The 25,474-nt window shown below is 43.0% G+C and carries 26 protein-coding genes; 23 read left to right on the top strand and 3 right to left on the bottom strand.

Going from position 1 to position 25,474, the window contains the following annotated elements:
- Positions 1-740 precede the first annotated feature (740 nt).
- The 3 genes from H7T92_RS09905 to H7T92_RS09895 all read left to right on the top strand — a co-directional run bounded on the left by H7T92_RS09905 (position 741) and on the right by H7T92_RS09895 (position 3,212).
- The gene (locus H7T92_RS09905) at positions 741-1,028 is read left to right on the top strand and encodes a hypothetical protein (RefSeq protein ID WP_260314304.1); all 288 of its coding nucleotides are present in this window, start codon (positions 741-743) and stop codon (positions 1,026-1,028) included.
- Positions 1,029-1,315: 287 nt separating this feature from the next.
- Positions 1,316-2,284, top strand: a complete 969-nt coding sequence (locus H7T92_RS09900; RefSeq protein ID WP_201037683.1) for a DUF6287 domain-containing protein — start codon at positions 1,316-1,318, stop codon at positions 2,282-2,284.
- Positions 2,285-2,399: 115 nt separating this feature from the next.
- The gene (locus H7T92_RS09895) at positions 2,400-3,212 is read left to right on the top strand and encodes a PrsW family glutamic-type intramembrane protease (RefSeq protein WP_201037682.1); all 813 of its coding nucleotides are present in this window, start codon (positions 2,400-2,402) and stop codon (positions 3,210-3,212) included.
- A 294-nt stretch (positions 3,213-3,506) separates the two neighbouring features.
- On the opposite strand, the gene mnmE is transcribed toward H7T92_RS09895, so the two are convergent.
- Entirely contained in the window at positions 3,507-4,880 is a 1,374-nt protein-coding gene (gene mnmE / locus H7T92_RS09890) for a tRNA uridine-5-carboxymethylaminomethyl(34) synthesis GTPase MnmE (protein WP_195423123.1), read from the bottom strand.
- Between the two features lie 318 nt (positions 4,881-5,198).
- Positions 5,199-5,687: a sporulation protein gene (locus tag H7T92_RS09885; RefSeq protein ID WP_201037681.1), complete on the bottom strand. Its 489-nt coding sequence runs from the start codon at positions 5,685-5,687 to the stop codon at positions 5,199-5,201.
- 205 nt (positions 5,688-5,892) lie between these two features.
- Between H7T92_RS09885 and rpiA the strand changes: the two genes are divergently transcribed.
- The 10 genes from rpiA (at position 5,893) to H7T92_RS09835 (ending at position 14,761) form a co-directional block, all read left to right on the top strand.
- A complete protein-coding gene (rpiA, locus tag H7T92_RS09880) occupies positions 5,893-6,564 on the top strand; it encodes a ribose-5-phosphate isomerase RpiA (protein ID WP_195423395.1) in 672 nt (223 codons plus the stop codon).
- 248 nt (positions 6,565-6,812) lie between these two features.
- Positions 6,813-8,024, top strand: a complete 1,212-nt coding sequence (locus H7T92_RS09875; protein ID WP_003011617.1) for a phosphopentomutase — start codon at positions 6,813-6,815, stop codon at positions 8,022-8,024.
- A 1-nt stretch (position 8,025) separates the two neighbouring features.
- Positions 8,026-8,568 carry a DUF1697 domain-containing protein gene (locus tag H7T92_RS09870; RefSeq protein ID WP_201037680.1) on the top strand — a complete coding sequence of 181 codons (543 nt, stop codon included), beginning with the start codon at positions 8,026-8,028 and terminating at the stop codon, positions 8,566-8,568.
- A gap of 13 nt (positions 8,569-8,581) precedes the next feature.
- On the top strand, positions 8,582-9,391 hold the full coding sequence (locus tag H7T92_RS09865) for a purine-nucleoside phosphorylase (RefSeq protein WP_201037679.1): 810 nt from the start codon (positions 8,582-8,584) through the stop codon (positions 9,389-9,391).
- A gap of 4 nt (positions 9,392-9,395) precedes the next feature.
- Positions 9,396-10,628, top strand: a complete 1,233-nt coding sequence (locus H7T92_RS09860; RefSeq protein WP_201037678.1) for a chloride channel protein — start codon at positions 9,396-9,398, stop codon at positions 10,626-10,628.
- On the top strand, positions 10,628-11,338 hold the full coding sequence (locus H7T92_RS09855; RefSeq protein WP_260314303.1) for a type 1 glutamine amidotransferase: 711 nt from the start codon (positions 10,628-10,630) through the stop codon (positions 11,336-11,338). The genes H7T92_RS09860 and H7T92_RS09855 overlap by 1 nt, the downstream gene beginning before the upstream one ends.
- A 147-nt stretch (positions 11,339-11,485) precedes the next feature.
- Complete coding sequence (gene deoD / locus H7T92_RS09850) at positions 11,486-12,196, top strand: purine-nucleoside phosphorylase (protein ID WP_201037676.1); 711 nt, start codon at positions 11,486-11,488, stop codon at positions 12,194-12,196.
- Positions 12,196-12,963 carry a hypothetical protein gene (locus H7T92_RS09845; RefSeq protein ID WP_201037675.1) on the top strand — a complete coding sequence of 256 codons (768 nt, stop codon included), beginning with the start codon at positions 12,196-12,198 and terminating at the stop codon, positions 12,961-12,963. The genes deoD and H7T92_RS09845 overlap by 1 nt, the downstream gene beginning before the upstream one ends.
- The gene (locus H7T92_RS09840) at positions 12,964-13,695 is read left to right on the top strand and encodes an NAD-dependent protein deacylase (protein WP_201037674.1); all 732 of its coding nucleotides are present in this window, start codon (positions 12,964-12,966) and stop codon (positions 13,693-13,695) included.
- Between the two features lie 124 nt (positions 13,696-13,819).
- A complete protein-coding gene (locus tag H7T92_RS09835; protein WP_134974490.1) occupies positions 13,820-14,761 on the top strand; it encodes a hypothetical protein in 942 nt (313 codons plus the stop codon).
- Positions 14,762-14,888: 127 nt separating this feature from the next.
- On the opposite strand, the gene H7T92_RS09830 is transcribed toward H7T92_RS09835, so the two are convergent.
- Complete coding sequence (locus H7T92_RS09830; RefSeq protein WP_003003594.1) at positions 14,889-15,797, bottom strand: LysR family transcriptional regulator; 909 nt, start codon at positions 15,795-15,797, stop codon at positions 14,889-14,891.
- A 243-nt stretch (positions 15,798-16,040) separates the two neighbouring features.
- Between H7T92_RS09830 and H7T92_RS09825 the strand changes: the two genes are divergently transcribed.
- The 10 genes from H7T92_RS09825 (at position 16,041) to H7T92_RS09780 (ending at position 25,470) form a co-directional block, all read left to right on the top strand.
- Complete coding sequence (locus tag H7T92_RS09825) at positions 16,041-17,477, top strand: DUF6688 domain-containing protein (protein ID WP_201037673.1); 1,437 nt, start codon at positions 16,041-16,043, stop codon at positions 17,475-17,477.
- 184 nt (positions 17,478-17,661) lie between these two features.
- Positions 17,662-18,468: a dihydroorotate dehydrogenase electron transfer subunit gene (locus H7T92_RS09820; RefSeq protein WP_201037672.1), complete on the top strand. Its 807-nt coding sequence runs from the start codon at positions 17,662-17,664 to the stop codon at positions 18,466-18,468.
- 9 nt (positions 18,469-18,477) lie between these two features.
- Positions 18,478-19,416: a dihydroorotate dehydrogenase gene (locus H7T92_RS09815; protein WP_021153106.1), complete on the top strand. Its 939-nt coding sequence runs from the start codon at positions 18,478-18,480 to the stop codon at positions 19,414-19,416.
- A 179-nt stretch (positions 19,417-19,595) separates the two neighbouring features.
- The gene (pyrF, locus tag H7T92_RS09810) at positions 19,596-20,288 is read left to right on the top strand and encodes an orotidine-5'-phosphate decarboxylase (protein ID WP_003014774.1); all 693 of its coding nucleotides are present in this window, start codon (positions 19,596-19,598) and stop codon (positions 20,286-20,288) included.
- Between the two features lie 229 nt (positions 20,289-20,517).
- A complete protein-coding gene (pyrE, locus tag H7T92_RS09805; protein WP_003014772.1) occupies positions 20,518-21,150 on the top strand; it encodes an orotate phosphoribosyltransferase in 633 nt (210 codons plus the stop codon).
- 142 nt (positions 21,151-21,292) lie between these two features.
- Positions 21,293-21,892, top strand: a complete 600-nt coding sequence (locus H7T92_RS09800; protein WP_134974487.1) for a hypothetical protein — start codon at positions 21,293-21,295, stop codon at positions 21,890-21,892.
- Positions 21,893-21,947: 55 nt separating this feature from the next.
- Positions 21,948-22,439, top strand: coding sequence for a DUF3592 domain-containing protein (locus tag H7T92_RS09795; RefSeq protein WP_201037671.1), 492 nt, complete (start codon positions 21,948-21,950; stop codon positions 22,437-22,439).
- A 121-nt stretch (positions 22,440-22,560) separates the two neighbouring features.
- Positions 22,561-24,063 (top strand): glycosyltransferase family 39 protein, encoded by a 1,503-nt coding sequence (locus H7T92_RS09790; RefSeq protein WP_201037670.1) that lies wholly within the window; start codon positions 22,561-22,563, stop codon positions 24,061-24,063.
- Between the two features lie 279 nt (positions 24,064-24,342).
- Positions 24,343-24,996 (top strand): uracil-DNA glycosylase, encoded by a 654-nt coding sequence (locus H7T92_RS09785; RefSeq protein WP_049490676.1) that lies wholly within the window; start codon positions 24,343-24,345, stop codon positions 24,994-24,996.
- 9 nt (positions 24,997-25,005) lie between these two features.
- On the top strand, positions 25,006-25,470 hold the full coding sequence (locus H7T92_RS09780; protein WP_003003493.1) for an NUDIX hydrolase: 465 nt from the start codon (positions 25,006-25,008) through the stop codon (positions 25,468-25,470).
- Positions 25,471-25,474 lie beyond the last annotated feature (4 nt).

The raw sequence follows: 25,474 nt of genomic DNA, 5'->3' as shown, positions 1-25,474 counted from the left end.
AATTGTATTATTATTTATCAAATTCTTACTGGATATATGCTTAGAGTATATCAAGAATTGGTTTAAAAAGTTTTGATATATCTTCACACAAAAAACTTAGCATGTTTAGGAACTGCACCCCAATAATGGAACAAGAGAAAACCCTCTTATGCGACCAGTTTTCTGTACTTTACAGGAGGCTGGTCATTTTTCTTGAATTCTAGTGTCATTATAAAATAGCGTTTGCACAGATGAATTTATTTTAGCCAATCTATATAAAAGAAAAAATTTCCACTATCCCTCTAAAGAAATTGAAAGCAAATGAGCTAAGATAATTGATCACGACCTACCGAGCAGGATAGAAAGTGAGAGTCGTGAGTAACTTATTTGACCTCTTCTTCAGCGTTATGGCAAATGTATTAGCATATTTCATTTGTGAATAGTTGGATGACGAGGATAGTCGGCATTTAGCCTCAAAATACTCGTTAATCAAAAAAGAGCGTAAAAATCCCTAGAAGACAACAGTCCTCTAGGGATTTAGTGTATCCTTGAGCTATTTATTCAACAATTTTATTATATTACATGTGTCAAAAATATCTCTTTATTTTATTTTTTAGAACATGTAGTATGTATAAATTGCAATAATAGAAAGGATTAAGAAGATTAACAAGATAAAAATAATTATTTTTTTTTCATTGTAGTTCTCCTTTATTTTTTGTATGATTATATCAGAATGTTTTTAAAAAATGAAAGGGTTTTCTATGGAAAATGATGTGTTTTTTGATTCTTTTTTAAGATCACTTAGGTTTCATTTACGTGATAGGTGTAAGGATATTGGATTTATAAAGTTTTTTAAAGATGAAAATAATTGTTTTATTACTATAGAGGATTATGTTTTGGAATCATTTGTAGTATTGTCAAATATTTTGAGTCAGGAGAGGATTGTGTTTTCTTGTGGAATTATTTATAGTAAGGGGGTAGTTACTGGAGTAGAAGTATATATGAGTGTATTAGAGTTAGAAAGATTAAATAATTTGTACAAGATATAGTTTTGAAGCATATTAAAAAAATAAGGGAAACTGTCTATGTAGGATGTGTGGAGTTGATAGTATCAATGTTTCCTTGTTTTAGAGCTGTGTTCTTTCGAATGATCCCAAAACAAGAAAAACAAAAAATGATGGTCTAGGAGCTCGATACATTGAGCTTCTTTTTCTTTAGAAACTCAAATAATAATTTTACAGACTTTTATGTCATTAATTTATTCTCCCCCTCCTCTTTTTCTTTGACTCTCCTTTCTTATTTTTCTAAAATAGTAGGTGTGTGAAGGGAGATTGATATGAAAAAAGGTTTTTTGATTGTGCTTTCTGCTTTGGTCTTGGCTTCGTGTGGTCGTCCTCAGAGGACGGTGATGCCTAAGAGTTCGGAGACCAAGCAGACCAGCACTTCAGAAAAGAAACAATCTGGCATGGACTTGAAAGCGATCAAGGCTAAGGACTACTCGAGTATCAAAGGAACTTGGATTGATGGGCGTGGCAATGAGCTGGTCTTTGATGACAAGGGCTTGGTCAGCGAGGATGTTGAGCTTGATGTATCGAGCTTTAAGCAGAAGGACCAGATCGCTGAGATGACGGTTAGTGCCAAGTCAGGTGTTGGAGGCTATGGTCTCTTGCTTCTTCCAAAAGGTCAGAAAGCGGGCAAAGATGATGCTTCGGATAAGTCCAAGGATCGGATCTGGGCTGGTCAGTCACCGGCTTATGGCGATGATGACAATTTCTACTATCGCAAGAAAGAGCAACCTAAAGATCAGGAGCAAGTAGATACAGACGATAGCAGTAGTACGTCTAAGACGAGTAAGGCCAAGAAGTGGAATACTCGTTCGGATGGTGAGGTCAAGTCTTCGAAGAAGGCATACCAGAATGATTATCCAGGCTACACCGCTGCTCAGGTCGAAGCTGCGCGAGTCTGGGCTTATGTGATCAAGAACGTGCCATCAGAATTAAATATTTCAAATAGTGCAGCTGGAACAAAGATTTATAATGGTGGCTTGGGTGTCGATTATCCAAAAGATGTGCGTCATCTGTTTGGTTCTTATTCAGCAGAAGGAAATATCACTTATGCATCCAACGGTGATGGGACAGTCACTATCTACCCTGTACCGAGCCACTGGCAACAGTCTGCAGATGAACTCAATAGTGAAGAGTTTATGACGCAATTTACCCAAGGGATCTTGGACCATGCTGAAACGGTGACATTGCCAGACGGGGATCCAGACATGATTCGTCAGATCCTGGCTGTATTGAAGTAGGAACTGGATTTGAGAGCTCAGTTTATTGTTTTTTTAAGCTGATCCTGTTACAATGATAGTACTCGGAAAAGACTGGGCTTCCAGCCTTTTTCATTTCACTTTAGAAAGGTCTTTTATGAAACGCAAATTGATTTTGTTTCTCTATTTACTCTTGCTAGCGATCGGCCTAGCCTATGAGACCCAGTCACTGACAGAAGGCTGGATGTCTGGCAGCCAGTACGGGATCGTGGGACTTTCGACCTTGATCCTTTTGGTCTATGCACTTCCTGCTGTTTGGGCTCTCTTTCACTTTGCCAAGAAGTGGAAGTTGTCATGGGTACCGGTGCTCTTTTCTCTACTAGGTGGAGGCTTTGTTGCCGGTTGGTTGTCTAGCTTTGCCAATACCTATTTCCATGACATGATTCAAGCGATCGCTCCAAATAGCGACTTTTGGAACCAGTACGAGAGTGCCATCGCTGCGCCCCTCTTTGAGGAACCCTTTAAGTTGATTCCAATCTTCTTTGTCCTCTATTTGTTCAGTGTCCGTCGCATCAAGTCGATCTTCCTCTTGGCGATTGCCTCAGGTCTTGGTTTCCAGATCGTGGAGGATTTTGCCTATATCCGTCAGGATCTGCCGGAAGGTTTCTCTTACACGGTGTCAGGGATTCTCGGTCGTGTGGCCAATGCGCCCATGTCTCACTGGGTCTACACAGGACTTGTGATGCTGGGGCTCTTCCTAATTGTCCAAGCAAGCAGAGGACGCAAGGATCTAGCTCTAGCAGGCTGGGGATATTTAGTAGCTGGGTTTGGACTTCATTTTGTTGGCAATTCACCCTTCTCACAAATCGTGACCGAGTTGCCTATTGCGATTCCAGTCTTGAATGCTACTGGGCTCTTCCTGATCTACCAAGCGTATCAGACCGTCGAGCGATTAGAACAAGAAAAATAAAACAAAAAAAGAATGCGTATGTTTGGACACATACGCATTTTTGTTATTTTGGACACATTGTTTTTCTACTTTTGTATAAACTGAGTGATACTATAGCTGTAAACTAAATTCTATTTTGAAAGAAATATTTGAGACTTTCCGCCGTGAGAAAAGTGCTTGAAACATTGTTGTTTCAAGCACTCGGGAGTTTTGAAACGTTAGATTCAAAACTAAGTCATGGAACTTCTTCGAAGTTCGCTGACGTCCGTACTCACCTAAGGAAAGTCTCTAAGAGTATATGATCTTAAAATAGATTTATTTACCAAGACAGAACTGGCTGAAGAGTTGGGTAATGAGCTCATCAGGTGCAGCGTCCCCTGTGATTTCTCCGAGGATTTCCCAGGTGCGGGTGAGGTCGACTTGAAGCAGGTCAACCGGCATACCTAGAGCCAAGCCTTCGTTGACAGCTTGCAGGGCTTCAACAGCTTTCTCGATCAGAGAGATGTGACGGGCATTTGAGAGATAAGTCGCATCTTGCTCGACCAGACCTGCATTTTTAAAGAAGAGGGCGTTGATCCGGTCTTCAATTTGATCGATGTTTTGGTTTTTCAGAACGGAAATCTTGATATGATCTTCCGGCAGTTGGTCGATTTCGATCTTCTCTGGTAGGTCGACCTTATTGAGGAGAATGATGCGGTTGCTATCTTGAGAGATTTCAAGGAGCTGGCGATCTTGATCAGTCAGGGGTTCGCTGGCATTGAGGACGAGGAGGACCAGATCAGCTTCCTTGAGGGCTTTTTTCGAACGTTCGACACCAATTTGCTCGACGATGTCTTCGGTTTCCCGGATCCCGGCTGTATCGACTAGTTTGAGGGGAACCCCGTTGATGTTGACGTATTCCTCGATAACGTCCCGAGTGGTTCCTTCGATATCGGTCACGATGGCTTTTTCTTCGCGAAGAAGATTATTGAGGAGGCTAGACTTGCCGACGTTTGGACGACCGATGATAGCAGTAGAAATCCCTTCACGCAAGATCTTACCGCGACGGGCAGTCTTGAGGAGGTTGGTCAAGAGGGCTTCAAATTCACTGGTCTTTTCGCGGATGATCTCAGTGGTTGCTTCTTCGACATCATCGTACTCAGGATAGTCGATATTGACTTCGACCTGGGCCAGGGTATTGAGGATCTCTTGGCGCGTGTTGTTGATGAGGTCAGACAGAGAGCCGTCCAACTGTTTAACGGCGATGTTCATAGCCTTGTCGGTCTTGGCGCGAATGATGTCCATGACGGCTTCTGCCTGGGTTAAATCGACCCGACCGTTCAGAAAGGCCCGCTTGGTAAATTCACCAGGTTCAGCCAAACGAGCTCCTTCACGGATGACCAGCTGCAGGATTTCATTGGTCACAGCAATCCCGCCGTGGGTATTGATCTCGATGATGTCTTCACGGGTGAAGGTCTTCGGCGAGCGCATGGCTCCAACCATGACTTCGTCGAGGATCTCGTCCTTATCTGGATCTACGATATGACCGTAGTTGAGGGTGTGGCTAGCGACCTTGCTTAAATCTTTCCCTTTGAAGATCTTTTGCGCAATGGCAAAGCTGTCTGTTCCGCTCAAGCGGACGATCCCGATTGCCCCCTCACCAAGAGGAGTCGAGATGGCAGCAATGGTATCAAATTCTTTAGTAATCATGTCATTTCTCTTTTCCTGTAGATTCATCTCTATTCTATCGTAAAGTCAGCAGACGGGCAAGGTTTTAAAACTTTTGAAAAGTAAACTTTTATCTATTAAAAAATATTAAGAGAACTTAATTGAAGAAAAGTCATTAAAAAAACTTTCCTTATGTGAGTTCGGACGTCAGCGAACTTCTTCGAAGTTCCATGACTAATTATTGAGCCTAAGGTCTCAATAATTCCGTGTGCCTAGAACTTAATTGATCTAGGCACTTTACTCACAGCGGAAAGTTTCATAAATAACTTAAATAATTGATAAGAATAAATTGTTCTTATTTTATTTACTAATCATAGCAAGATTAAATAATAAATTTTCAGTTGTTGAATCATCAGAATGATCATTTGATTCCTGGTATTGCCCGAATTTTGATATTGGTTGCCATCCATCAGCTTTTAAATATGTACTTGTAGAATTGAAAACTTCATCAGCTAATGAATTAAATTTATCCTTTTTAAAATAAACTAATGAGGCGGCTATACTACCATCCCAAGCCCTAAAAACAACATCTTTATCTGGTTTTGAATCAGCATGGATAACATCGTAAATTGAATCATTAAAGTTTTGAATTGCATTTTCATCACTGATAGAGCTATTTAAATCAATGCTAACAATATAAATGTCATTTTCTGAATCATATTTAAAGTCAGTGAAATCTGTAGTGGAGATATAATCTTCAAATGATTTTGGTTCTGAGGAGTTTTTTGAACAAGCAAATAAAAATAATAGTGCAGAAAATATTGTAAGAATGTAAATAATCTTTTTCATAGTTCTCACCCGTTTATTAATAGTTATTAATTTAATTAAGTATAACAAATTTTAAAGAATATAACAACATAATATGTTCTATCGTAAAGTCAGCAGACGGGCAAGGTTTTGCTTTTAGAACTAAAACTGGAAAGGTTTTCAAATAATTAGTGAAATCTCTTTCAGAATATGCTATACTGTAAGAGAATATAAAAGGAGGTCTATGATGGTAAACCTAAAGGAACAGGTAGGAATTAAAGCGGCTGAGTTTGTCAAAGACGGCATGATTGTCGGTCTCGGTACAGGGTCAACTGCTTATTATTTTGTGGCTGAATTGGGTCGTCGCATCAAAGAAGAAGGCTTGCAGATCACAGCTGTCACAACGTCGAGTGTGACCTATGATCAGGCTGAAAGTTTAGGCATCCCGCTCAAAGCCATCGACGATGTCGAAGTGGTGGATGTGACAGTGGATGGCGCAGATGAAGTGGATCCTCAATTGAACGGGATCAAAGGTGGCGGTGGTGCTCTCCTCATGGAAAAAATCGTCGCAACCAATTCTAAAGATTGCATTTGGATCGTAGATGAATCTAAACAAGTCGCAACTCTTGGGGCTTTCAAACTTCCAGTGGAAGTAGTGCAATACGGGGCTGAAAATCTTTTCCGTCATTTTGAGCAAAAGGGTTACCATCCTGATTTCCGTCACGCGGATGATCAACGTTTTGTAACCGACCAAGGCAACTTTATCATTGACTTGGACCTCAAGGTGATCGAGGATACAGAAGCTCTGGCAAATGAACTGGATCACACCGTAGGCGTCGTAGAGCACGGTTTATTCTTGAACATGATTTCAAAAGTGATTGTAGGGACACCAGATGGTCCTGTCATCATAGAAAAATAGAGAGTGGGACAGAAATCGGTAATTCGTTAGAATTCGATTTCATCGTCCCACCTCCGCACAGTTGAGTAGGGCTGTAAAAGCTGATGAAATCAGCGTAGTAGAGCCCACTCAACCACTGCGTCTTGCTCGACAATCCAAAAACAATTGAGAGGCTAGGACTTTTGTCCCAGCCTCGGATCAAACAACGGCTCTCTTCTTATAGGGATATGGTATAATATAGCTAGTTTAATAAAGGAAAGAGGCAGTATATGTCAAAATTTAAACGCATGCACTTAGTTGTGCTGGATTCAGTTGGGATCGGTGCTGCACCAGATGCCAATAACTTTGTCAATGCAGGTGTTCCAGATGGAGCATCTGATACTTTGGGCCACATCTCTAAAACCGTCGGCTTGAATGTACCAAACATGGCCAAAATCGGTCTTGGAAATATTCCTCGTGAAGTACCATTGAAGACGGTGCCAGCTGAAAGCAACCCAACAGGCTATGCAACAAAATTGCAAGAAGTCTCTCTTGGGAAAGACACCATGACTGGTCACTGGGAAATCATGGGGCTCAACATTACAGAACCGTTTGATACCTTCTGGAATGGATTCCCAGAAGAAATTATTACAAAGATTGAAGAATTCTCAGGACGTAAGGTCATTCGTGAAGCTAACAAGCCTTATTCTGGTACAGCGGTCATCGATGACTTTGGACCACGTCAAATGGAAACTGGTGAGTTGATTATTTATACATCAGCAGACCCTGTGCTTCAAATCGCGGCTCACGAAGACATCATTCCTTTGGATGAACTCTACCGTATTTGTGAATACGCTCGTTCCATCACTTTGGAACGTCCAGCTCTTCTAGGCCGGATCATTGCTCGTCCTTATGTTGGGGAACCTGGAAACTTCACACGTACAGCCAACCGTCGTGACTTGGCTGTTTCACCATTTGCGCCAACTGTTTTGGACAAGTTGAACGAAGCGGGTATCGATACCTATGCAGTTGGTAAGATCAACGATATCTTCAACGGAGCTGGTATCAACCACGATATGGGTCACAACAAATCAAACAGCCACGGTATGGATACCTTGATTAAGACCATGGGACTTCCTGAGTTCCAAGAAGGGTTCTCATTTACCAACTTGGTAGACTTTGATGCTCTTTATGGTCACCGTCGCAATGCTCACGGCTACCGCGATTGCTTGCATGAGTTCGATGAGCGCTTGCCAGAAATCATCGCAGCCATGCGTGAAGATGACCTCTTGATGATTACGGCTGACCATGGTAACGACCCAACCTACGCTGGTACTGACCATACGCGTGAATACATCCCATTCTTGGCTTATAGCCCATCTTTCAAAGGCAATGGCGTGATTCCAGTCGGACATTTCTCTGATATCTCTGCAACAATTGCAGAGAACTTTGGTGTTGAAAAAGCCATGATCGGTGAAAGCTTCTTAGACAAATTGAACTAAGATGACACGCTTCGCTCTCCTCGTAAGAGGGATCAATGTTGGCGGCAAAAATAAAGTGGTCATGGCTCAACTTCGTCAAGAATTGATGGAGCTGGGATTGGAACAAGTGGAAACCTACATCAACAGTGGCAATATCTTTTTTACGACAGGTCTTTCTCGATCTCAGTTAGTAGCGTGCCTGTCGACCTTCTTTGAGAATCACTATCCCTTTATTGAACGCTTTTCTCTCCTGAGTCGAGAAGACTATGAAGCAGAATGTGCAAACCTACCGCAATGGTGGACAGAAGAGATGGCTCGTAAGGATGTTCTCTTTTACACCGAGGGCTTGGATAGGGAATCCGTAGAAGAGAAGTTGCTTGCTTTGAAGCTAGGAGATGAAGTGCTTCACCTTGGCAAAACAGCGGTTTTCTGGGGCAAATCCTCAGAAGCAAGCTACGCTAAAACCGCCTACCGCAAATATCTGATGAAGATGCCTTTCTATCGTCAGATCACTATTCGCAACGTTAACACCTTTGACAAAATTGGCACATTACTTAAGAAATAAAAGGAGATACACAATGACATTGTTAGCAAAAATCAATGAAACAGCTGCTTTCTTGAAGGGCAAAGGAATGGAAGCGCCTGAGTTTGGCTTGATCCTTGGATCAGGTTTAGGTGAACTGGCTGAAGAAATCGAAAATCCAGTCGTAGTAGACTACTCTGAGATTCCAAACTGGGGACGTTCGACAGTTGTCGGCCACGCTGGTAAGTTGGTTTATGGTGATCTTGCTGGACGTAAGGTATTGGCACTTCAAGGTCGTTTCCACTTCTATGAAGGAAATCCTCTTGAAGTTGTGACTTTCCCAGTTCGTGTCATGAAAGTGTTGGGATGTGAAGGAGTGCTTGTCACCAACGCTGCTGGTGGTATCTGCTTCGGTCCTGGTACCTTGATGGCTATTACTGACCACATCAATATGACTGGTCAAAACCCATTGATCGGTGAAAACTTGGATGACTTTGGTCCACGTTTCCCTGATATGTCGAAAGCTTACACACCTGAATACCGCGAGACTGCTCATAAAGTCGCTGACAAATTGGGTATCAATTTGGATGATGGGGTTTATATCGGTGTGACAGGTCCAACTTATGAAACTCCAGCTGAAATCCGTGCGTATAAGACTCTTGGTGCGGATGCGGTTGGGATGTCAACTGTTCCTGAAGTCATCATTGCGGCTCACTCTGGTTTGAAAGTTCTTGGTATTTCATGTATTACCAACTTTGCGGCTGGTTTCCAAGAAGAGCTCAACCATGAAGAAGTGGTAGAAGTCACTGAGCGCGTTAAAGACGACTTCAAAGGCTTGCTGAAAGCGATTCTTGCTGAACTCTAATCCTATGAAAGCAAGACTCCAAAGCCTGCCTTACGGACTGAGGTTGCTTCTAGCCACTCTATCATTGGGAATAGGGACGGGTCTGGTCGGAATTGCCTGTCATTATCTACTAGAAGGTGTGCAAGGACTGGCCTTTGGCCAAGATAAGGGGGACTTGCTTCAGCAATTTAATCACGCTGGAGGTTTCCGTAGATTCCTTGTACTAGGTGTGACAGGGGTCTTGGCAGCAGGTTTCTGGTATATTCTGCAACGGCGCTATAAAATTCTCTCCATTCGTAGGCAAATTGACCTAGCTGGAGATAGGGAGCCAGCGTTCTTAGCCCACCTCCTTCATGCAGGGATGCAGGTTGCGATTGTTGGAGCAGGTGCATCGGTCGGAAAAGAAGGAGCCCCACGAGAGGTCGGGGCTCTTCTAGCTGGTCGATTGGGCAAAGCCTTCTCCTTGGCAATCAAAGAGCGAAAAGTTTTAATCGCCTGTGGTGCAGGAGCTGGGTTGGCCGCAGTCTATCAGGTTCCCTTTGCTAGTAGCTTGTTCGTCTTTGAGACCTTAGGACTTGCCTACAGTTGGCAGAACCTTCTGCTGGTTTTGTCCAGTACTTATCTGGCGACTTGGGTGGCCCAGCCTATCGTTGGGCACGGTTCTATTTATCATATGTCGCTAGTCCATTGGTCAGCTAGCAGTTTCTTTCAGGCGATTCTGATTGCTTTATTGGTTACTCCATTTGCGCTAGGCTTTCGATCTTTAGCTAAACGCGCGGGTCGCAAGCGACGGAAGGATGGAACAATTCTTTGGGCTCTTCCTCTAGCCTTTCTTGTGCTGGGGAGCCTAGTAGCCTTTTACCCCATCTTTATGGGAAATGGTCAGGTACTAGCCCAGACCTTGTTGTCTAGTCAGTCGATTCCCTATCTTCCATTGACTCTTGCAGTGAAGGGGCTTTTAGTCTATCTCCTCTTGAGCAACGGTGCCTATGGGGGAACCTTGACGCCATCATTTGCCTTAGGAATAGGGGCCGGTTACTTAGTGACTTTATTGATGACAGTCGTTGGAATTCATTTAGATCCTGCTCTAGGGATGTTACTTGGAGCGACCGTCTTTTTAGGAACGACCCTAGAAGCTCCTCTGACAGCTATTGCCCTGAGCCTTGGGTTTACAGGCCAGGCTTGGAGTTTGACAATCCCGCTTGTACTTGCGGCTGGTTTGTCTTACGTGATTCGAAAGAGATGGGAGAAGAAATAATGAAGGTACATTTTGTACTGCATGAAACCTTTGAAGTACCGGGCGCTTATCTAAAATGGGCGCAGGAGCGTGGTCATCAAGTGACCACGACCAAAGTCTATGAGAATGAAGCTTTACCAGAGACAGTGGATGAGATCGACTTTTTGATCGTCATGGGAGGTCCTCAATCGCCAGATGAAGATCGGGAAGCTTTTCCATACTACGATCCTCAGGCAGAGATCGAGCTGATTCAAAAAGCCATCAAGGCAGATCGTTATATTGTTGGGGTCTGTCTTGGTGCCCAGCTCCTGTCTGTTGCCTATGGAGCGAAGTATGAGCATAGTCCGGAACGTGAGATTGGGGTTTATCCTGTGACCTTGACACCGGATGGTCTAACAGATCCGCATGTCGGTGAGTTTGGAGCAACTCTTGAAACCGGCCACTGGCATGGCGATATGCCAGGATTGACAGAAGATGCTGTTGTTCTTGCGACCAGTCAAGGGTGTCCACGTCAGATTATCCGCTTTAGTCCGAAACATTATGCCTTCCAAGCCCACTTGGAATTTGATCCAGAAGCAGTCGATCTCTTGATTGCTGCTGACGGTGAAGCTGTTTTGGAAGAACAAAGTCAAAACCTGACCTTTGTTCAAAAACCTGAAGCCATTCGTGCTTACGATTATCGAGAAATGAATGCCAAACTCTTTGCATTTTTGGATTCATTAACAAATTAAATAAAAAAGAAAGGAAGGGTAGTTCGGGTTTGAATTGAACCCGGGCTAGAGGCTGTGTAAAAAAGATAAATCCTCCTAGATGCGAGGCATCTTTGTCGGATTTCCTATTTTTACTTTGCCTCTTTAACGCCCTTGGTATCTTATATTATGTCTATCCATATTGCTGCTAAGCAAGGTGAAATTGCTGATAAAATTCTCCTTCCTGGGGATCCTCTTCGTGCGAAATTTATCGCTGAGAACTTTTTAGAAGACGCTGTATGTTTTAACGAAGTGCGTAACATGTTTGGCTACACTGGGACTTACAAGGGTCATCGTGTATCTGTCATGGGGACTGGAATGGGGATGCCATCTATCTCTATCTATGCGCGTGAGTTGATCGTAGATTACGGTGTGAAGAAATTGATTCGTGTCGGAACTGCTGGTTCTTTAAATGAAGACGTTCATGTCCGTGAATTGGTCTTGGCACAAGCAGCTGCCACCAACTCAAACATCATCCGCAATGATTGGCCCATGTATGATTTCCCACAAATTGCTAGCTTTGATCTTTTGGACAAGGCTTACCACATTGCCAAAGACCTTGGCATGACGACGCACGTCGGCAATGTCTTGTCTTCTGATGTCTTCTATTCAAACTACTTTGAAAAGAATATCGAGCTTGGTAAATGGGGTGTGAAAGCCGTAGAAATGGAAGCTGCAGCTCTTTACTATCTTGCAGCTCAACACCATGTTGATGCCCTTGCTATCATGACGATTTCAGACAGTTTGGTCAATCCAGATGAGGACACAACTGCTGAAGAACGTCAAACTACTTTCACAGACATGATGAAAGTTGGTCTTGAGACCTTGATTGCAGACTAATGGCAAAATTCTTTCATGATGAATGGCTCTACGATCTCCAAAATTATCACTACAGCCGGGCTCTGCGCTCTATCAAGCAGCAGGAAGAAGTACCGGATTTGTTGGTGAGCTTACTACAGTTAATGTCGGAGCGTCGAGAGCTTAATATCCAACCTGTCATGAATCAAAAGTTGAGAACCGAGTTGCTAGAAGCGACTGGTTTTCAGCTTTTTTGGCATGAAGATCCAGAAGATGAACAGTTGGCCAACTACCTTTATGACTTAGAGGCGAAGTTGCGAAATGAGCAGATTATTGACTTTGTTCGTGCCGTCAGTCCAGCTATCTATCGGATCTTTATGCGATTGATTCAGTTGAAAATTCCTGATATTACCAACTATATCCACAACTCCAAAGAATCCAGTTATGACCGTTGGAAATTTGAGAGCCTGCATGCGTCTGGCAACCCTATCCTGCAGCAATTCCACAGCGAAAGTGTGGTCAATTCGTCCAGTTTGACGGAGTTGATTGTGCAGTTGGATTTGCCAGATAGCGTCAAAGTTGCGGCCCAACAATTGCGGGAGTTAGAAAAATCAGTTCGCAACCCCCTGGCCCACTTGATCAAGCCTTTTGATGAGGAAGAGCTCCATCGGACGACGGGTTTCTCTTCTCAGGATTTTATGAAGAATTTGATTGATCTTGCAAGCTACACAGGCATCCATTACGATCAAGTTAACTTTTATTTTGATCAGGCCAATGCTGTCATGGAAGAGCTACTAAAGGAGAAGTAGATGGATAAGATTGCTCAACTACAGGAGATGATTGATCAGAGTCAACGGATCGTGTTTTTCGGAGGGGCAGGAGTTTCCACGGAGTCAAATATTCCGGATTTTCGAAGCTCAGACGGTGTCTATAGTGTTCAGGTAGGACGGCATTTGACAGCCGAGCAATTGGTCTCACATACCATGTTTGAGCGCTATCCAGAGGACTTTTTCGACTTCTATAAGAAATACCTGCTCTATCCCGATGCCAAGCCCAATGCTGCCCATCGCTATCTCGCGTGGCTTGAAGAGACCGGTAAACTCAAGGCGGTGGTGACACAAAATATTGATAGTCTCCATGAAATGGCTGGTTCTAAAAAAGTTTTGAAGCTCCATGGCAGTGCCGACCGCAATTACTGTACGGGTTGCCAGCGATTTTATGATTTGGAGGCCTTTCTAGCTTTGGAAGGCCCGGTTCCACACTGTCTGGACTGTGGCAAGGTGGTCAAGCCTGATGTAACTCTCTACGAGGAACCTCTCGATATGGACGTCTTTAGCCAAGCAGCCCAAGCCATCCAAGAGGCTGATCTCCTGATTATCGGTGGAACCTCCCTTGTGGTCTACCCAGCAGCTAGCTTGATCCAGTATTTCCGAGGGAAGAAGCTGGTTGTCATCAATAAAACCAGTATCCCACAAGACAAACAGGCAGACCTGGTTATCGAAGGAAAAATTGGCCAAGTCTTTTCTAAATTAAAACCGTAACAGAACACCTGAGAGAAGTGGCAATCCACTTGTTTCAGGTGTTTTTACATCTTCCTTTTGACTAGCACTATAAGAATGTATTTGATTATGATATAATGAAATAGATTTTCTTAAGGAGGTGAAGATGTTGGAAATTAAGAAGAAACATATCTATCTGACGTTAATTAGTGTATTCATCGGTTATATTGCCCTTCGTTATTATTTGAAACCTGAGTTATTTGAGCCCGGAGCGATTTATTATGATGTGTACAATTACAAAACCAGTAAAATTAAGCCACAGAAAAAGATTATAAAAGACATCAATTTCGAATTTATTCATGATGACATAGAAAAGAAACCATCTGATGGACAATGGAAAGAATCTATCCGAACAGACATAGATGAATATGGTGGTCGCATAATATTACATGCGACCTTTACAGATAAAAGTAAAGCGGACATCCCCTTTGATGTAAGTTCAATTGGTCCTGCATTTAGCGAGAGAATTTTAAATAATGAACTTCTTACGAAACTATCTAACCGTTTTCCAAATCTAAAAAAGGTGGATCACAGTTATATTTTTTTAACAGATTTAGTTTTAATGCTCCACCAAGGGGATACCTTGGTTCAAATACCAGAATTTCCATATGAGATTAGATTTCAAGTTAGAAATCCTAAGAGTGGGAAACTACAAACTTACTTCCAATATGGTACGGAACCTGAATTTACTTTTTTCCGCCCAGTATTCTTTCGGCAAGCTGTTATGAATACAGCAGAAAGGAATCAAAGGTTTTTTGATGCTTATGGTCAATCAAAGCAATATAATTATTGGGATAGACGGTTTGATCATGGTGGAAATAGTTTAAATATTGGTCAAGAAAAATTTGCTGTTTATTTATTTTATTCTGATAGATTTACTAATCAACCGGTTGGAATTCGTATGACAGGAAATTCATTTAAAACTACTATAACAGATACATATATCATGAAAGACCGAAGCAAGAACATTAAAGGTTTAAGAGTTATATCACAATCGAAAACATACACAGATAAAAATGAATACACAACTGAAATACTTAGTAAATAAGTTAACTAATTTCAGAAATTATGAATGTTGGAATGATTTTGTGGATACAAGTTATTGAACCATATTGATTTCTAAAAATTGAGATGAGAAAAAATATCTGAGTGAACATGAGACACTCAGATATTTTTTACTTATCAAACTTCACTTCCTCAAGCAAGTACTCGATGAATTTTTCTCCCATTTTTGAGAGGGCTGTTTTTTCATGTTTGATGTAGACCAGCTCGATCGGGTCTTCGATATCAAGGGGAATGGAGACGATGTTATTTCCGTTGAGATTGCTGTTGAGAATTCCGGTCGCAATGGTGTAGCCATCCAGACCAATCAAGAGATTAAAGAGGGTCGCCCGGTCACTGACGACGATGGATTTCTTATGATGCTCTTGAGAGAGGATCTCTTCTGAGAAGTAGAAGGAGTTGTGGGTTCCTTGGTCATAGCTAAGGTATGGGAAATCTTCCAGATCTGACAAGTGGACGATCTCCTTCTTGGCAAGAGGATTGGTCTTGCTGACAAAGATATGAGGTTGTGCTGTAAAGAGGTGGGTGGCAATCAGGTGATTATCATCCAGCATCTTAGAGAGGACATCTCGGTTGTAGCTATTCAAAAAGAGTACGCCAACTTCGCTTCGGAAATTCTTGACGTCATCGATGATCTCCCAAGTCCGCGTCTCCCGTAGGAAGAGCTCGTATTTTTCCATGTCGCTTTTCTTGAGGAGAGAAACGAAGGCCTCAACCACGAAGGCGTAGTGCTGTGAAGAGACGCTGAAAAGCTCACGAGAGCCCACAGGATTTTTATAGCGCTCGGACAAGAGGTCAATCTGCTCCACCACCTGGCGGGCATAAGAGAGGAACTCCATCCCATCGCGAGTCAAAGTGATCCCTTTAGGATTCCGGATAAAGATTTCAATCCCCATCTCATTTTCTAAGTCTTTAACGGCATTGGAAAGGCTAGGTTGCGTGATGAAGAGTTGTTTTGCGGCTTCATTCATAGAGCCGGTTTCGACGATTTTGATAATGTATTGTAATTGTTGTATTCTCATGCTTTTATTTTAACATAAAAGAGCGCGTTTTTCCCGTAAAAGGTGGTCTTTCAAGGACTGTATCAGAGAATAACGCAGGCTGAGGGAGGTAATAGAAAGTAGGCTAGATCAAATATTTTAAAAATAGAAAATTGGAAACAAAATCTCCATCTGGGGACTGATTTTGATGGAAAAATACAGTTTTGCCTTGCTTAAGATAAGTTCTGATTGATAGAATGGTAAAAAATTGATTGAGGAGATCTTATGAAAAAACTCGTTTCCTGGTATAAGAAAAAGGATAAGGAATTGGAAACCCATTTCACAGCCGGTCTGTTGCAGATCAATTTTGTGACAAATGCACTGATTCTATTAGCCTTTTACATTTATTTTGTTGTTAGTGAGTCGATCTATGCAATAAAGGATCCATTCATTCAGTTTAGTTTTCTTGCTATAGTGTCCTTTACGATGGAGGTTTTGCCCTATGGTGTGACCTTAGCCCTTTTTGTTCCCAATATTTTTGTCATTATCTATGGGATCGGTCGGTGGTCTAGCATCCAGTTCAAAGAAGCAGAGGAAGAAGCTCTCAAAGATCCGGATTTGTTTGAAGATAGAGGGCCAAAGGAAGGAAAAGGGACAAGAGAAGATGACGCATTCCTTATGAAAGAAAGGCAAGAATCACCTAGTCCTAAGCCTGTCAAAAAGAAAAAGCAACAGCCTACCATTGTTCTTTGGTTTGGTCTCTTTGGTTGCTTTCTCGAAGCGATTTTCATTTACATCGTCAAGGAGATGACTTTTTACGATTGGAGTGAGAGTTTGGTCAATTCTCAGAAGCATGCCCTGATCTGGTCTGGCGCCTATCCGACCTTCTTCACACTGGCAACTCTTACTTTACTAGCCTTGATTATCTATTCCTACCGGGATGCGAATTCACTCTCGCCGTTAGCAAATGTCTTCTGCATCAGTGGCATTCTAGGAGGTGTGGTTCTTCTCTTAGTTTTCGATAATCAACTGCAGGTAGCAAGTTTTCATACCTTTTTCTTACTGATCTATTCCATCTATCTCTTATGGGTTCGCATCAAGGAGTGGCAGGAAGATCGAACAGAGATGGCCTATGAGAATCGCTTGCTTCAATTCTTCCATCAGCTCTTAAATCGGTCGCGTAACTGGCCATGGCTAGCAGTTCTTGTTGCCCTTCCAACACTTGCTCTCGTTGTCCTCGTTCTCATGCTCTTTGGGCAGCAACCGGATTCTATGATCAAGGCCTGGACCAATACAGCTGACTGGGCCTTCTCACAGAAGATCCCTCCTCAGAATCTCATCATTGATGAGCACTATCTCTGTACGGTTGCGGCTGGTGGTCATGAAAAAGTTGTTAAACCCCAGCGGATGGGCATCCGCCACGGTCATCCGGTTGTTGTCAATCGCCAGCTTTGTATTGCCAATGCATTTGAACAGGTACTAGAAGAAAAGACGCCGCGATTCCATCGCTTCTTGCGTCGCAATTACGACCGCTATGGCTATCCCTTTGCCAAACATATCAGGAAGAAATGGGCTATGGACCTGATCTATTACCTGATGAAACCCTTGGAATGGCTCTTTTTACTGGTTCTCTATCTAGTTGACCGCAAGCCTGAAAACCGAATCGCCATGCAATACATCAAACCGATCCCAGAAGATTTTGATCCCAAGAAAGCTTCGTAAGCTACCGATTTCTACTTGACAAGCGAGAAGGAGCGCGATATAATGAGACAAATTTAACCTTTAAGAGGTCCAGAGAGGCCTGCAAGGAAAGACAGAAAAAGATCAGCAGACTGTGTCTAGCTGATCATTTGTAGGGCCTTGCTTTTGCGAGGTCTTTTTTGCTGAAAGAAAGAAGAGGAAACCAATGGTCAGTGACAGTTGTAAAAAACGCTTTGGCAACATCATGATGGAGGAGATGGAGCTGGTTGCTCAAGAAGAGATCGCTCCGCGCATCTATTCCATGATCTTAAAGGGGGAAATGGTGGCGCAAATGCTACCAGGTCAATTCCTTCATATCCGCGTCCCTGACGGGTCCAAGCTCCTTCGCCGTCCGATTTCAATTTCTGAGATTGACCGTAAGACACAGACTTGCCGCTTGATCTACCGCATCGAAGGTGGGGGGACAGCTATCTTTTCCCAATTGCCAATTGGTAGCAAACTCAGTGTCATGGGGCCACAGGGAAATGGCTTTGATCTCACCAATCTCGGTCAAGGTCAGAAAACCTTGATCATCGGTGGCGGGATCGGTGTTCCTCCTTTGGTCCAAGTGGCCAAACAACTCCATGAGCAAGGGGTAGAAGTTGAAGTGGTTGTCGGCTTTGCGACCAAAGAAGCCGTCATTTTGGAAGAAGAGCTTTCCAAGGTTGCTCATGTCACTGTAACGACAGACGATGGGACTTATGGCACTAAGGGCTATGTCTCAACCATCGTTGATCAGATGGACCAGGAGTTTGATGCTATCTATTCTTGTGGAGCACCTGGCATGCTCAAATATGTCAATACCAAATTCCATGATCATCCCCGCGCCTACATTTCTATGGAATCGCGTATGGCTTGTGGGATGGGTGCTTGCTATGCCTGTGTAGTGCATCTGGAAAATGAAAGCCAAGCAGCCAATAAGCGCGTGTGTGAAGACGGACCGGTCTTTGAAACCGGTACGATTGTGATGTAGGAGGACCTTATGACAGCAAATCGACTAGCCGTATCCTTACCCGGTTTAGACTTGAAAAACCCGATTATTCCGGCATCTGGCTGTTTTGGTTTCGGTCAGGAATATGCCAAATACTATGACTTAGACCTGCTTGGATCCATCATGATCAAGGCGACAACTGCTGAGGCTCGCTTCGGAAATCCGACACCACGTGTTGCTGAGACGCCTGCAGGCATGCTCAATGCCATTGGTCTCCAAAATCCAGGGGTAGACGTGGTTCTAGCAGAGAAACTCCCTTGGTTGGCTCAACATTATCCAGACCTACCGATTATTGCCAACGTAGCCGGCTTCTCCAATGAAGAGTATGCGACGGTATCTAGCAAGATCTCGCAAGCGCCAAATGTCAAGGCCATTGAGCTCAATATCTCTTGTCCAAACGTAGACCATGGGAACAATGGTCTCTTAATCGGGCAGGTTCCTGAGTTGGCCTATGCGGCTGTCAAAGCAGCGGTAGAAGCGTCCTCAGTCCCTGTCTATGTCAAGTTAACGCCTAGTGTGGCAGACATTACGCAGGTCGCAAAAGCAGCAGAGGATGCAGGGGCGACTGGCTTGACCATGATCAATACCTTGGTCGGGATGCGCTTTGACCTTAAGACTGGCAAACCGATCATTGCAAATGGTACGGGAGGCATGTCGGGTCCAGCTGTTTTCCCAGTTGCTTTGAAACTCATCCGCCAGGTTGCCCAATCCACTAAACTTCCGATTATCGGAATGGGAGGTGTGGATTCAGCAGAAGCAGCCATTGAAATGATGATTGCAGGGGCCTCTGCGATTGGAGTTGGAACCGCTAATTTCACCGATCCTTATGCTTGTCCAACCATCATCGAAGATCTGCCACAGGTCATGGATCGCTATGGTATTGACACCCTTGAGAACTTCCGAAAACATGTACGGGAAAATCTACTGTAAATCCTTGACTTTTCCCAAATATCGTACTACAATAAATAAAAACCTTTAAAGTAGTCCAGAGAGGCTCCTAAGGTCTAGACGGTGAATCATGGTAGTTGTTCCTACCTAATTTTCGTGTAACCTTGCCTCGGGCAAGGTTTTTTTGTAGACAAAATGATCAATCAAAAAAGGAGTAATCCATGCGTGAAGAACGTCCTATTATCGCCCTTGACTTCCCAGCTTTCGAGGATGTCAAAAACTTTTTAGAGCATTTTCCAGAAGACGAAAAATTATTTGTAAAAATCGGAATGGAATTTTTCTATGCAGTTGGTCCTGAAATTGTACATTACCTCAAAGGGCTTGGACACAGTATTTTCCTTGATTTAAAATTACATGATATCCCAAATACAGTCAAATCAGCCATGTCCGTACTGGGGACCTTCGGAGTAGATATGGTGACGGTCCACGCAGCCGGTGGTGTAGAGATGATGCGCGAAGCCAAGGCAGCTCTTGGTGAAGGAGCTAAATTGGTAGCCGTGACCCAGTTGACTTCGACCAGTGAAGAAGACATGCGTGATTGCCAAAACATCCAAACAACGGTCCAAGAATCTGTAGTCAATTATGCTCGCAAGGCCCAAGAAGCAGGCTTGGATGGCGTTGTCTGCTCAGCTCATGAAGTAGCCTTGATCAAAGATGCCACTTCATCAGACTTTGTCTGTGTCACACCAGGGATTCGTCCTGCTGGAGCTGAAATCGGTGACCAAAAACGGGTTATGACCCCACAAGAAGCTCATAAAATTGGATCTGACTATATTGTCGTTGGACGTCCAATTATTCAAGCAGAAAACCCATGGGACGCTTACCATGAAATTAAGAGACAGTGGAATGCGTAAGAGCTACTAAAAGTGAAACTTTTGTAGCTCTACGGGAAGTCCTACTGGACCTTCCCTAACGCATTCACTAGATCACAGAAGAGAAAATGATCGTTTCTCTTCTGTGATCGTCGGAATAATTAAGCCCGATAGGGCCTTCCCTAACGCATTCACTAACCTGAAATGTTGTTGTTTAAATCAAAGAAATGATTTAATTCGTATATGATTAAAATCGTAAAAAGGAGTCGTCATGTCATTAGCTAAAGATATTGCTAGCCATCTTTTGAAAATCGAAGCGGTTTATTTGAAACCAGAAGAACCTTTTACTTGGGCATCTGGGATCAAGTCCCCTATTTATACAGATAACCGTGTAACCCTCGCTTATCCTGAAACTCGTACCTTGATCGAAAATGGATTTGTAGATAAAATCAAGGAAGCTTTCCCTGAAGTAGAAGTAATTGCAGGAACTGCAACAGCAGGGATTCCTCACGGAGCCATTATTGCAGACAAGATGAATTTGCCATTTGCCTACATCCGTAGCAAACCAAAAGACCATGGTGCTGGAAACCAAATTGAAGGCCGTGTACCACAAGGTCAAAAGATGGTGGTAGTGGAAGATTTGATTTCTACTGGTGGTTCTGTTTTGGATGCTGTTGCAGCTGCGAAACGTGAAGGAGCAGACGTCCTTGGTGTGGTAGCGATCTTTACTTACCAATTGGAGAAAGCTGATAAGAAATTTGCGGAAGCTGGTGTTCAGCTCGAAACCTTGTCAAACTACACAGAATTGATCCATTTAGCAGAAGAACAGGGCTACATTACCTCCGAAGGATTAGAGTTGTTGCGGCGTTTCAAAGAAAACCAAGAAACTTGGCAAGATAAATAATAGGACGGAAGCGTTTCTAACGCTTCTTTTTTATACTATTTTCACTAGTTGGTGGTTAACTTGAATCTCAAAGTAAAATCCGGTATGATAGTAGTAATTGTTTTTATGGATGAAGGAAAAACTATTTTTAAGGGAGAATAAGATGACAAAAGAACATTATTTGCAAATGAAGAAGCAGGCTCGGGTCTGGTTTACCGTCAATATCATCATTAGTTTGATTGCTATTGCGGGAGGAATTTTAGTGGTCATTAGTAAATCACGTCATATCCCATTTCTATTGATGGCCTTGGGGGCACTGACCTTGATGAACCAATTCTTGGTTACCCCTGCTTTCAACGCCAAAAAAGAAGCTGAGGAAGAACATCCAGACTGGAAAGTCTTGTCTACTAAAGATACTAAAATAACTACAGAGAATCTGCAGAAAGGTTTTTTGGTATCAGCTACGGCTCTTCTGATTGTCATTATTGGCTTCTTCATGTTCTATCGTCCTCTTCCGACAACAGACGCAGGAACTGAAGTGATCAATACCTATCGAGAGATCCAGTCTGTGCCAGAAAATTCGACAGAAAAAGAATCTAGCACAGTCTCTAATTTAACCCCGAAAGATGTTCAAACTTTACAAGAATTGAAGGAAGAGATCGAATCTAATGCCCCATCAGATTCAAATTCACTAGATCTCAATAAAGCAAAAGATCTTGCAGAAAAAGCACAGCAACAGAATTGGTTGAAAAGAGGAGAGTAAAAATTTTTTCAAGGGATTTGAAACCAACAAGTTTATGTGAAAGGGTAAAAAATCAATGACAGTAACAACATTCTGGCTTAGTTTGGGCATTCTGACACTTGTTTTCTTGATCATGCTGCTCATCTTTTATACCTTGTATCGTCGTGAAATAAAAGTGAAAACAGAATCAACCGCAAAAGTTATGGGAGAAGTAGTTGCTTTTGATTCCAAAAATCAACTGCTAATTTCTCTGCCTGTGGTGGAGTATCAAGTCGAGGGTGAAAGATACCAGAAGAACTTTACCTACGCTTATTTCAGAGAGACTTCTTCTAAGTCAAGACAAACCAATGTTTTCGATAGAACCTATGTTCTTGGAGCCGGTAAAAATCTGGATTTGCGGATGATATTCCCAATTGGGTCTCCCATGACAGTCTTTTATAATCCAGTCGACCCACAGATCGGTTTTGTCGAACGATATGCCGGCTTAGTCGGTTTCTATAAAATCGGAATGATTCTAACAGTTGGGATTTATCTTGTTTTATTATGTATTCTAATCCTAGTGTTTTAGGTTAGTTAAGGTTAAGAGTTAAAAATTGGTTGGATAAAATGAATGTATCCATAATTACCATTTTACAGTTGATAGTCAGTCCAAAACAGCAGAAATGCTGTTTTTTTGATATAATGGACCTATGTTATCGAAAAGTAAACGTATTCTATTTGGGATGCTTCATGTTGTCATGTTGCTAGTGATGGTCCACTGGTTCTTGATCAGTGTGACCTATCTGAGAGAGATTTCATGGCTAGCCATTTTAGGTGCTGGATTGCTATTTCTGCTAGCCTGGCTGAAACGCGATGGGCTAAAGAGTGCCTTTGCTTGGTTGACTCGGCATAAAAAAGGCTTCTTACTTGGAGCCCTTGTCTTTCAGTTGATTGTTATGGTTTGTGCGGAGCTCTTTATCCGTCGGGATGCTGCGGTTGTTTTCAAAGGGGCTTTTGATCTTCTTAAGCAATCCTCTATCACCAACTACCTTAGTCGCAATCCCAATAACATTCCGCTCTTTCTTTACGAGAAGTTTTTCTATGTCTTATTTGGCTCTAGCGGTCTGTGGGTCATGCAGGCTCTCAATATCCTCTATGTCAATCTGGGTGCAGTTCTCTTATATAAGCTATGTAAGAAGCATTTCAATCAAAAAACGGCTGATCTAGTCTATCTCTTCTATGTGAGCTTGATCTGTTACTCGCCGTATTTCTATTCCATGTATACGGACATTCCGCCACTTCCTTTGATCGCTCTTCAGTTATGGTGGGCCTTGGATCTCTTGAAGGAAGATCAAGCAGTCTCCTGGAAGAAGATTGTTGGTTTGGGAATCTTATCTGGCGTGAACATGTTGATCCGTCCAACGACGATTATTGTCATGATTGCCTTTTGGGCTGTGCTCTTCTTCAGAGGAAATTGGAAGGCCTTTGGCAAGATTGCTACGGTGACCGTGATGATGACGGGCTTTGTCTTTGCAGGATTGAATACAGCGGTCAATCATCAAAGAGTTGTACCGATCTTGAAACAAGAAGGGTTGGCTAAAGGACCGCTCTTGTTTATCAATCTGGGCTTGACAGATATGGGGCACAACCAAGAAGATATGAAAGAAGGCTTGCTAGCCTATATCGATGAGGATAAGCGCTCGGATTACAACAATGGCCTCTTTAAAAAAGAAAATGTGATCAAAGAAATCAAACGCCGTCTCAAGGAGTACGGTCCGTTCGGTTTGATCGGGCATATCTACTACAAGCAATCCTTGACGGTAGCAGAAGGGACCCTGGGCTGGCTCTACCGAGATGTAGAGTATGAGAAGACGCCTTTTATCAATCCTCTCTATGCACCCCTGACTAAAAATAATGGTCTGGCAAAATGGGTGCGGACCTATTTCCTTAGCATTGATCGCCCGCAGTACAAGTATTATGAATTTGTCAAGCAGGTGATTTGGATCGTCCTATCGGCTGGTTTGGTTGGAGCTTATCTCAAACGTCGAGATACAGATGACTTTAACTTCCTTTCCTTAGCGGTCTTTGGTGGTTTGCTCTTCTTAACCATCTTTGAAGGTGGGAAGACCCGCTACCTCATCCAATTCTTACCGCAAATTTTACTAGTCGCTTCGATTGGTCTAGCAGGATTTACCAAGAAAGAAAATACCTAAAAGCTCTCGCTTGTTTGACAGGCAGAAACAGAGAGTGGGACAGAAATCGGTAATTCGTTAGAATTCGATTTCGTCGTCCCACCTCCGCACAGTTGAGTAGGGCTGTAAAAGCTGATAAAATCAGCGTAGTAGAGCCCACTCAACCACTGCGTCTTGCTCGACAATCCAAAAATAATTGAGAGGCTAGGACTTTTGTCCCAGCCTCTTTTTTATCCAGTGGATCTGCTTCAAATGTGGTATAATGGAAGGTAAGAATTTATTGGATAGCGGAGAGTTTCCATGCAGCATTCACCCTGGCATGAAGCCATCAAATCCCATCTTCCAGAAGGGTATTTTCACCAGATCAATGACTTTATGAATGAAGTCTATAGCAAAGGAGTGGTTTATCCACCGCGTGACAAGGTCTTTAAGGCCTTGCAGACGACAGAGATGGATCAGGTCAAGGTCTTGATCTTAGGTCAAGATCCCTACCATGGACCGGATCAGGCGCAGGGCTTAAGTTTTTCTGTTCCAGATCATGTACCAGCGCCACCTTCTTTGCAAAATATTCTTAAAGAATTGCGCTCAGATATCGGAGAGAAGCGTTCCCACGATCTGACCTCTTGGGCGGAGCAAGGGGTGCTCTTGCTCAATGCCTGTTTGACGGTTCCAGCTGGTCAGGCTAATGGTCATGCAGGACTAATTTGGGAGCCTTTCACAGATGCTGTGATCAAGGTGGTCAATGAGTTGGAGGAGCCTGTTGTCTTTATCCTCTGGGGATCTTATGCCCGTAAGAAAAAGCCGCTGATTACCCACGATCGACATTTGGTCCTTGAATCAGCTCACCCAAGTCCCTTATCGGCCTACCGAGGATTCTTTGGTTCCCAACCCTTTTCAAAAACCAATCAATTTTTGAAAGAGGCGGGACGCGAGCCGATTGATTGGTTAAGATAGGAGAAAGAAATGCCACAATTAGCAACGATTTGTTACATTGACAATGGGAAAGAATTTCTCATGCTGCATCGCAATAAAAAGCCCAATGATGTCCATGAAGGTAAATGGATCGGAGTTGGTGGAAAACTAGAACGCGGAGAAACTCCACAGGAGTGTGCTGCGCGTGAGATTTTTGAGGAGACGGGCCTTAGAGCCAAGCCAGTCTTAAAAGGGATCATTACCTTTCCGGAGTTCACTCCAGATTTAGACTGGTACACCTATGTCTTCAAGGTAACAGATTTTGAAGGAGAACTAATCGAGTGTAACGAAGGGACCTTGGAGTGGGTGCCTTATGATCAAGTCCTCTCAAAACCAACCTGGGAAGGGGACCACACCTTTGTCGAGTGGTTGTTGGAGGATAAACCCTTCTTTTCAGCAATGTTTCGCTATGACGGCGATCGCTTGTTAGAGTCGCATGTTGATTTTTATGAATAAAGGA

This window comes from Streptococcus parasanguinis (assembly GCF_016648855.1).
Classification (GTDB): domain Bacteria; phylum Bacillota; class Bacilli; order Lactobacillales; family Streptococcaceae; genus Streptococcus; species Streptococcus parasanguinis_L.
This window is presented reverse-complemented; position numbering and strand designations above follow the sequence as displayed.

What these genes read in the sequence shown, in the direction of transcription:
- H7T92_RS09905 (WP_260314304.1), top strand. Translation starts at nt 741, where the DNA reads ATGGAAAATGATGTGTTTTTTGATTCTTTTTTAAGATCACTTAGGTTT.
- H7T92_RS09900 (WP_201037683.1), top strand. Translation starts at nt 1,316, where the DNA reads ATGAAAAAAGGTTTTTTGATTGTGCTTTCTGCTTTGGTCTTGGCTTCG.
- H7T92_RS09895 (WP_201037682.1), top strand. Translation starts at nt 2,400, where the DNA reads ATGAAACGCAAATTGATTTTGTTTCTCTATTTACTCTTGCTAGCGATC.
- mnmE (WP_195423123.1), bottom strand. Translation starts at nt 4,880, where the DNA reads ATGATTACTAAAGAATTTGATACCATTGCTGCCATCTCGACTCCTCTT.
- H7T92_RS09885 (WP_201037681.1), bottom strand. Translation starts at nt 5,687, where the DNA reads ATGAAAAAGATTATTTACATTCTTACAATATTTTCTGCACTATTATTT.
- rpiA (WP_195423395.1), top strand. Translation starts at nt 5,893, where the DNA reads ATGGTAAACCTAAAGGAACAGGTAGGAATTAAAGCGGCTGAGTTTGTC.
- H7T92_RS09875 (WP_003011617.1), top strand. Translation starts at nt 6,813, where the DNA reads ATGTCAAAATTTAAACGCATGCACTTAGTTGTGCTGGATTCAGTTGGG.
- H7T92_RS09870 (WP_201037680.1), top strand. Translation starts at nt 8,026, where the DNA reads ATGACACGCTTCGCTCTCCTCGTAAGAGGGATCAATGTTGGCGGCAAA.
- H7T92_RS09865 (WP_201037679.1), top strand. Translation starts at nt 8,582, where the DNA reads ATGACATTGTTAGCAAAAATCAATGAAACAGCTGCTTTCTTGAAGGGC.
- H7T92_RS09860 (WP_201037678.1), top strand. Translation starts at nt 9,396, where the DNA reads ATGAAAGCAAGACTCCAAAGCCTGCCTTACGGACTGAGGTTGCTTCTA.
- H7T92_RS09855 (WP_260314303.1), top strand. Translation starts at nt 10,628, where the DNA reads ATGAAGGTACATTTTGTACTGCATGAAACCTTTGAAGTACCGGGCGCT.
- deoD (WP_201037676.1), top strand. Translation starts at nt 11,486, where the DNA reads ATGTCTATCCATATTGCTGCTAAGCAAGGTGAAATTGCTGATAAAATT.
- H7T92_RS09845 (WP_201037675.1), top strand. Translation starts at nt 12,196, where the DNA reads ATGGCAAAATTCTTTCATGATGAATGGCTCTACGATCTCCAAAATTAT.
- H7T92_RS09840 (WP_201037674.1), top strand. Translation starts at nt 12,964, where the DNA reads ATGGATAAGATTGCTCAACTACAGGAGATGATTGATCAGAGTCAACGG.
- H7T92_RS09835 (WP_134974490.1), top strand. Translation starts at nt 13,820, where the DNA reads ATGTTGGAAATTAAGAAGAAACATATCTATCTGACGTTAATTAGTGTA.
- H7T92_RS09830 (WP_003003594.1), bottom strand. Translation starts at nt 15,797, where the DNA reads ATGAGAATACAACAATTACAATACATTATCAAAATCGTCGAAACCGGC.
- H7T92_RS09825 (WP_201037673.1), top strand. Translation starts at nt 16,041, where the DNA reads ATGAAAAAACTCGTTTCCTGGTATAAGAAAAAGGATAAGGAATTGGAA.
- H7T92_RS09820 (WP_201037672.1), top strand. Translation starts at nt 17,662, where the DNA reads ATGGTCAGTGACAGTTGTAAAAAACGCTTTGGCAACATCATGATGGAG.
- H7T92_RS09815 (WP_021153106.1), top strand. Translation starts at nt 18,478, where the DNA reads ATGACAGCAAATCGACTAGCCGTATCCTTACCCGGTTTAGACTTGAAA.
- pyrF (WP_003014774.1), top strand. Translation starts at nt 19,596, where the DNA reads ATGCGTGAAGAACGTCCTATTATCGCCCTTGACTTCCCAGCTTTCGAG.
- pyrE (WP_003014772.1), top strand. Translation starts at nt 20,518, where the DNA reads ATGTCATTAGCTAAAGATATTGCTAGCCATCTTTTGAAAATCGAAGCG.
- H7T92_RS09800 (WP_134974487.1), top strand. Translation starts at nt 21,293, where the DNA reads ATGACAAAAGAACATTATTTGCAAATGAAGAAGCAGGCTCGGGTCTGG.
- H7T92_RS09795 (WP_201037671.1), top strand. Translation starts at nt 21,948, where the DNA reads ATGACAGTAACAACATTCTGGCTTAGTTTGGGCATTCTGACACTTGTT.
- H7T92_RS09790 (WP_201037670.1), top strand. Translation starts at nt 22,561, where the DNA reads ATGTTATCGAAAAGTAAACGTATTCTATTTGGGATGCTTCATGTTGTC.
- H7T92_RS09785 (WP_049490676.1), top strand. Translation starts at nt 24,343, where the DNA reads ATGCAGCATTCACCCTGGCATGAAGCCATCAAATCCCATCTTCCAGAA.
- H7T92_RS09780 (WP_003003493.1), top strand. Translation starts at nt 25,006, where the DNA reads ATGCCACAATTAGCAACGATTTGTTACATTGACAATGGGAAAGAATTT.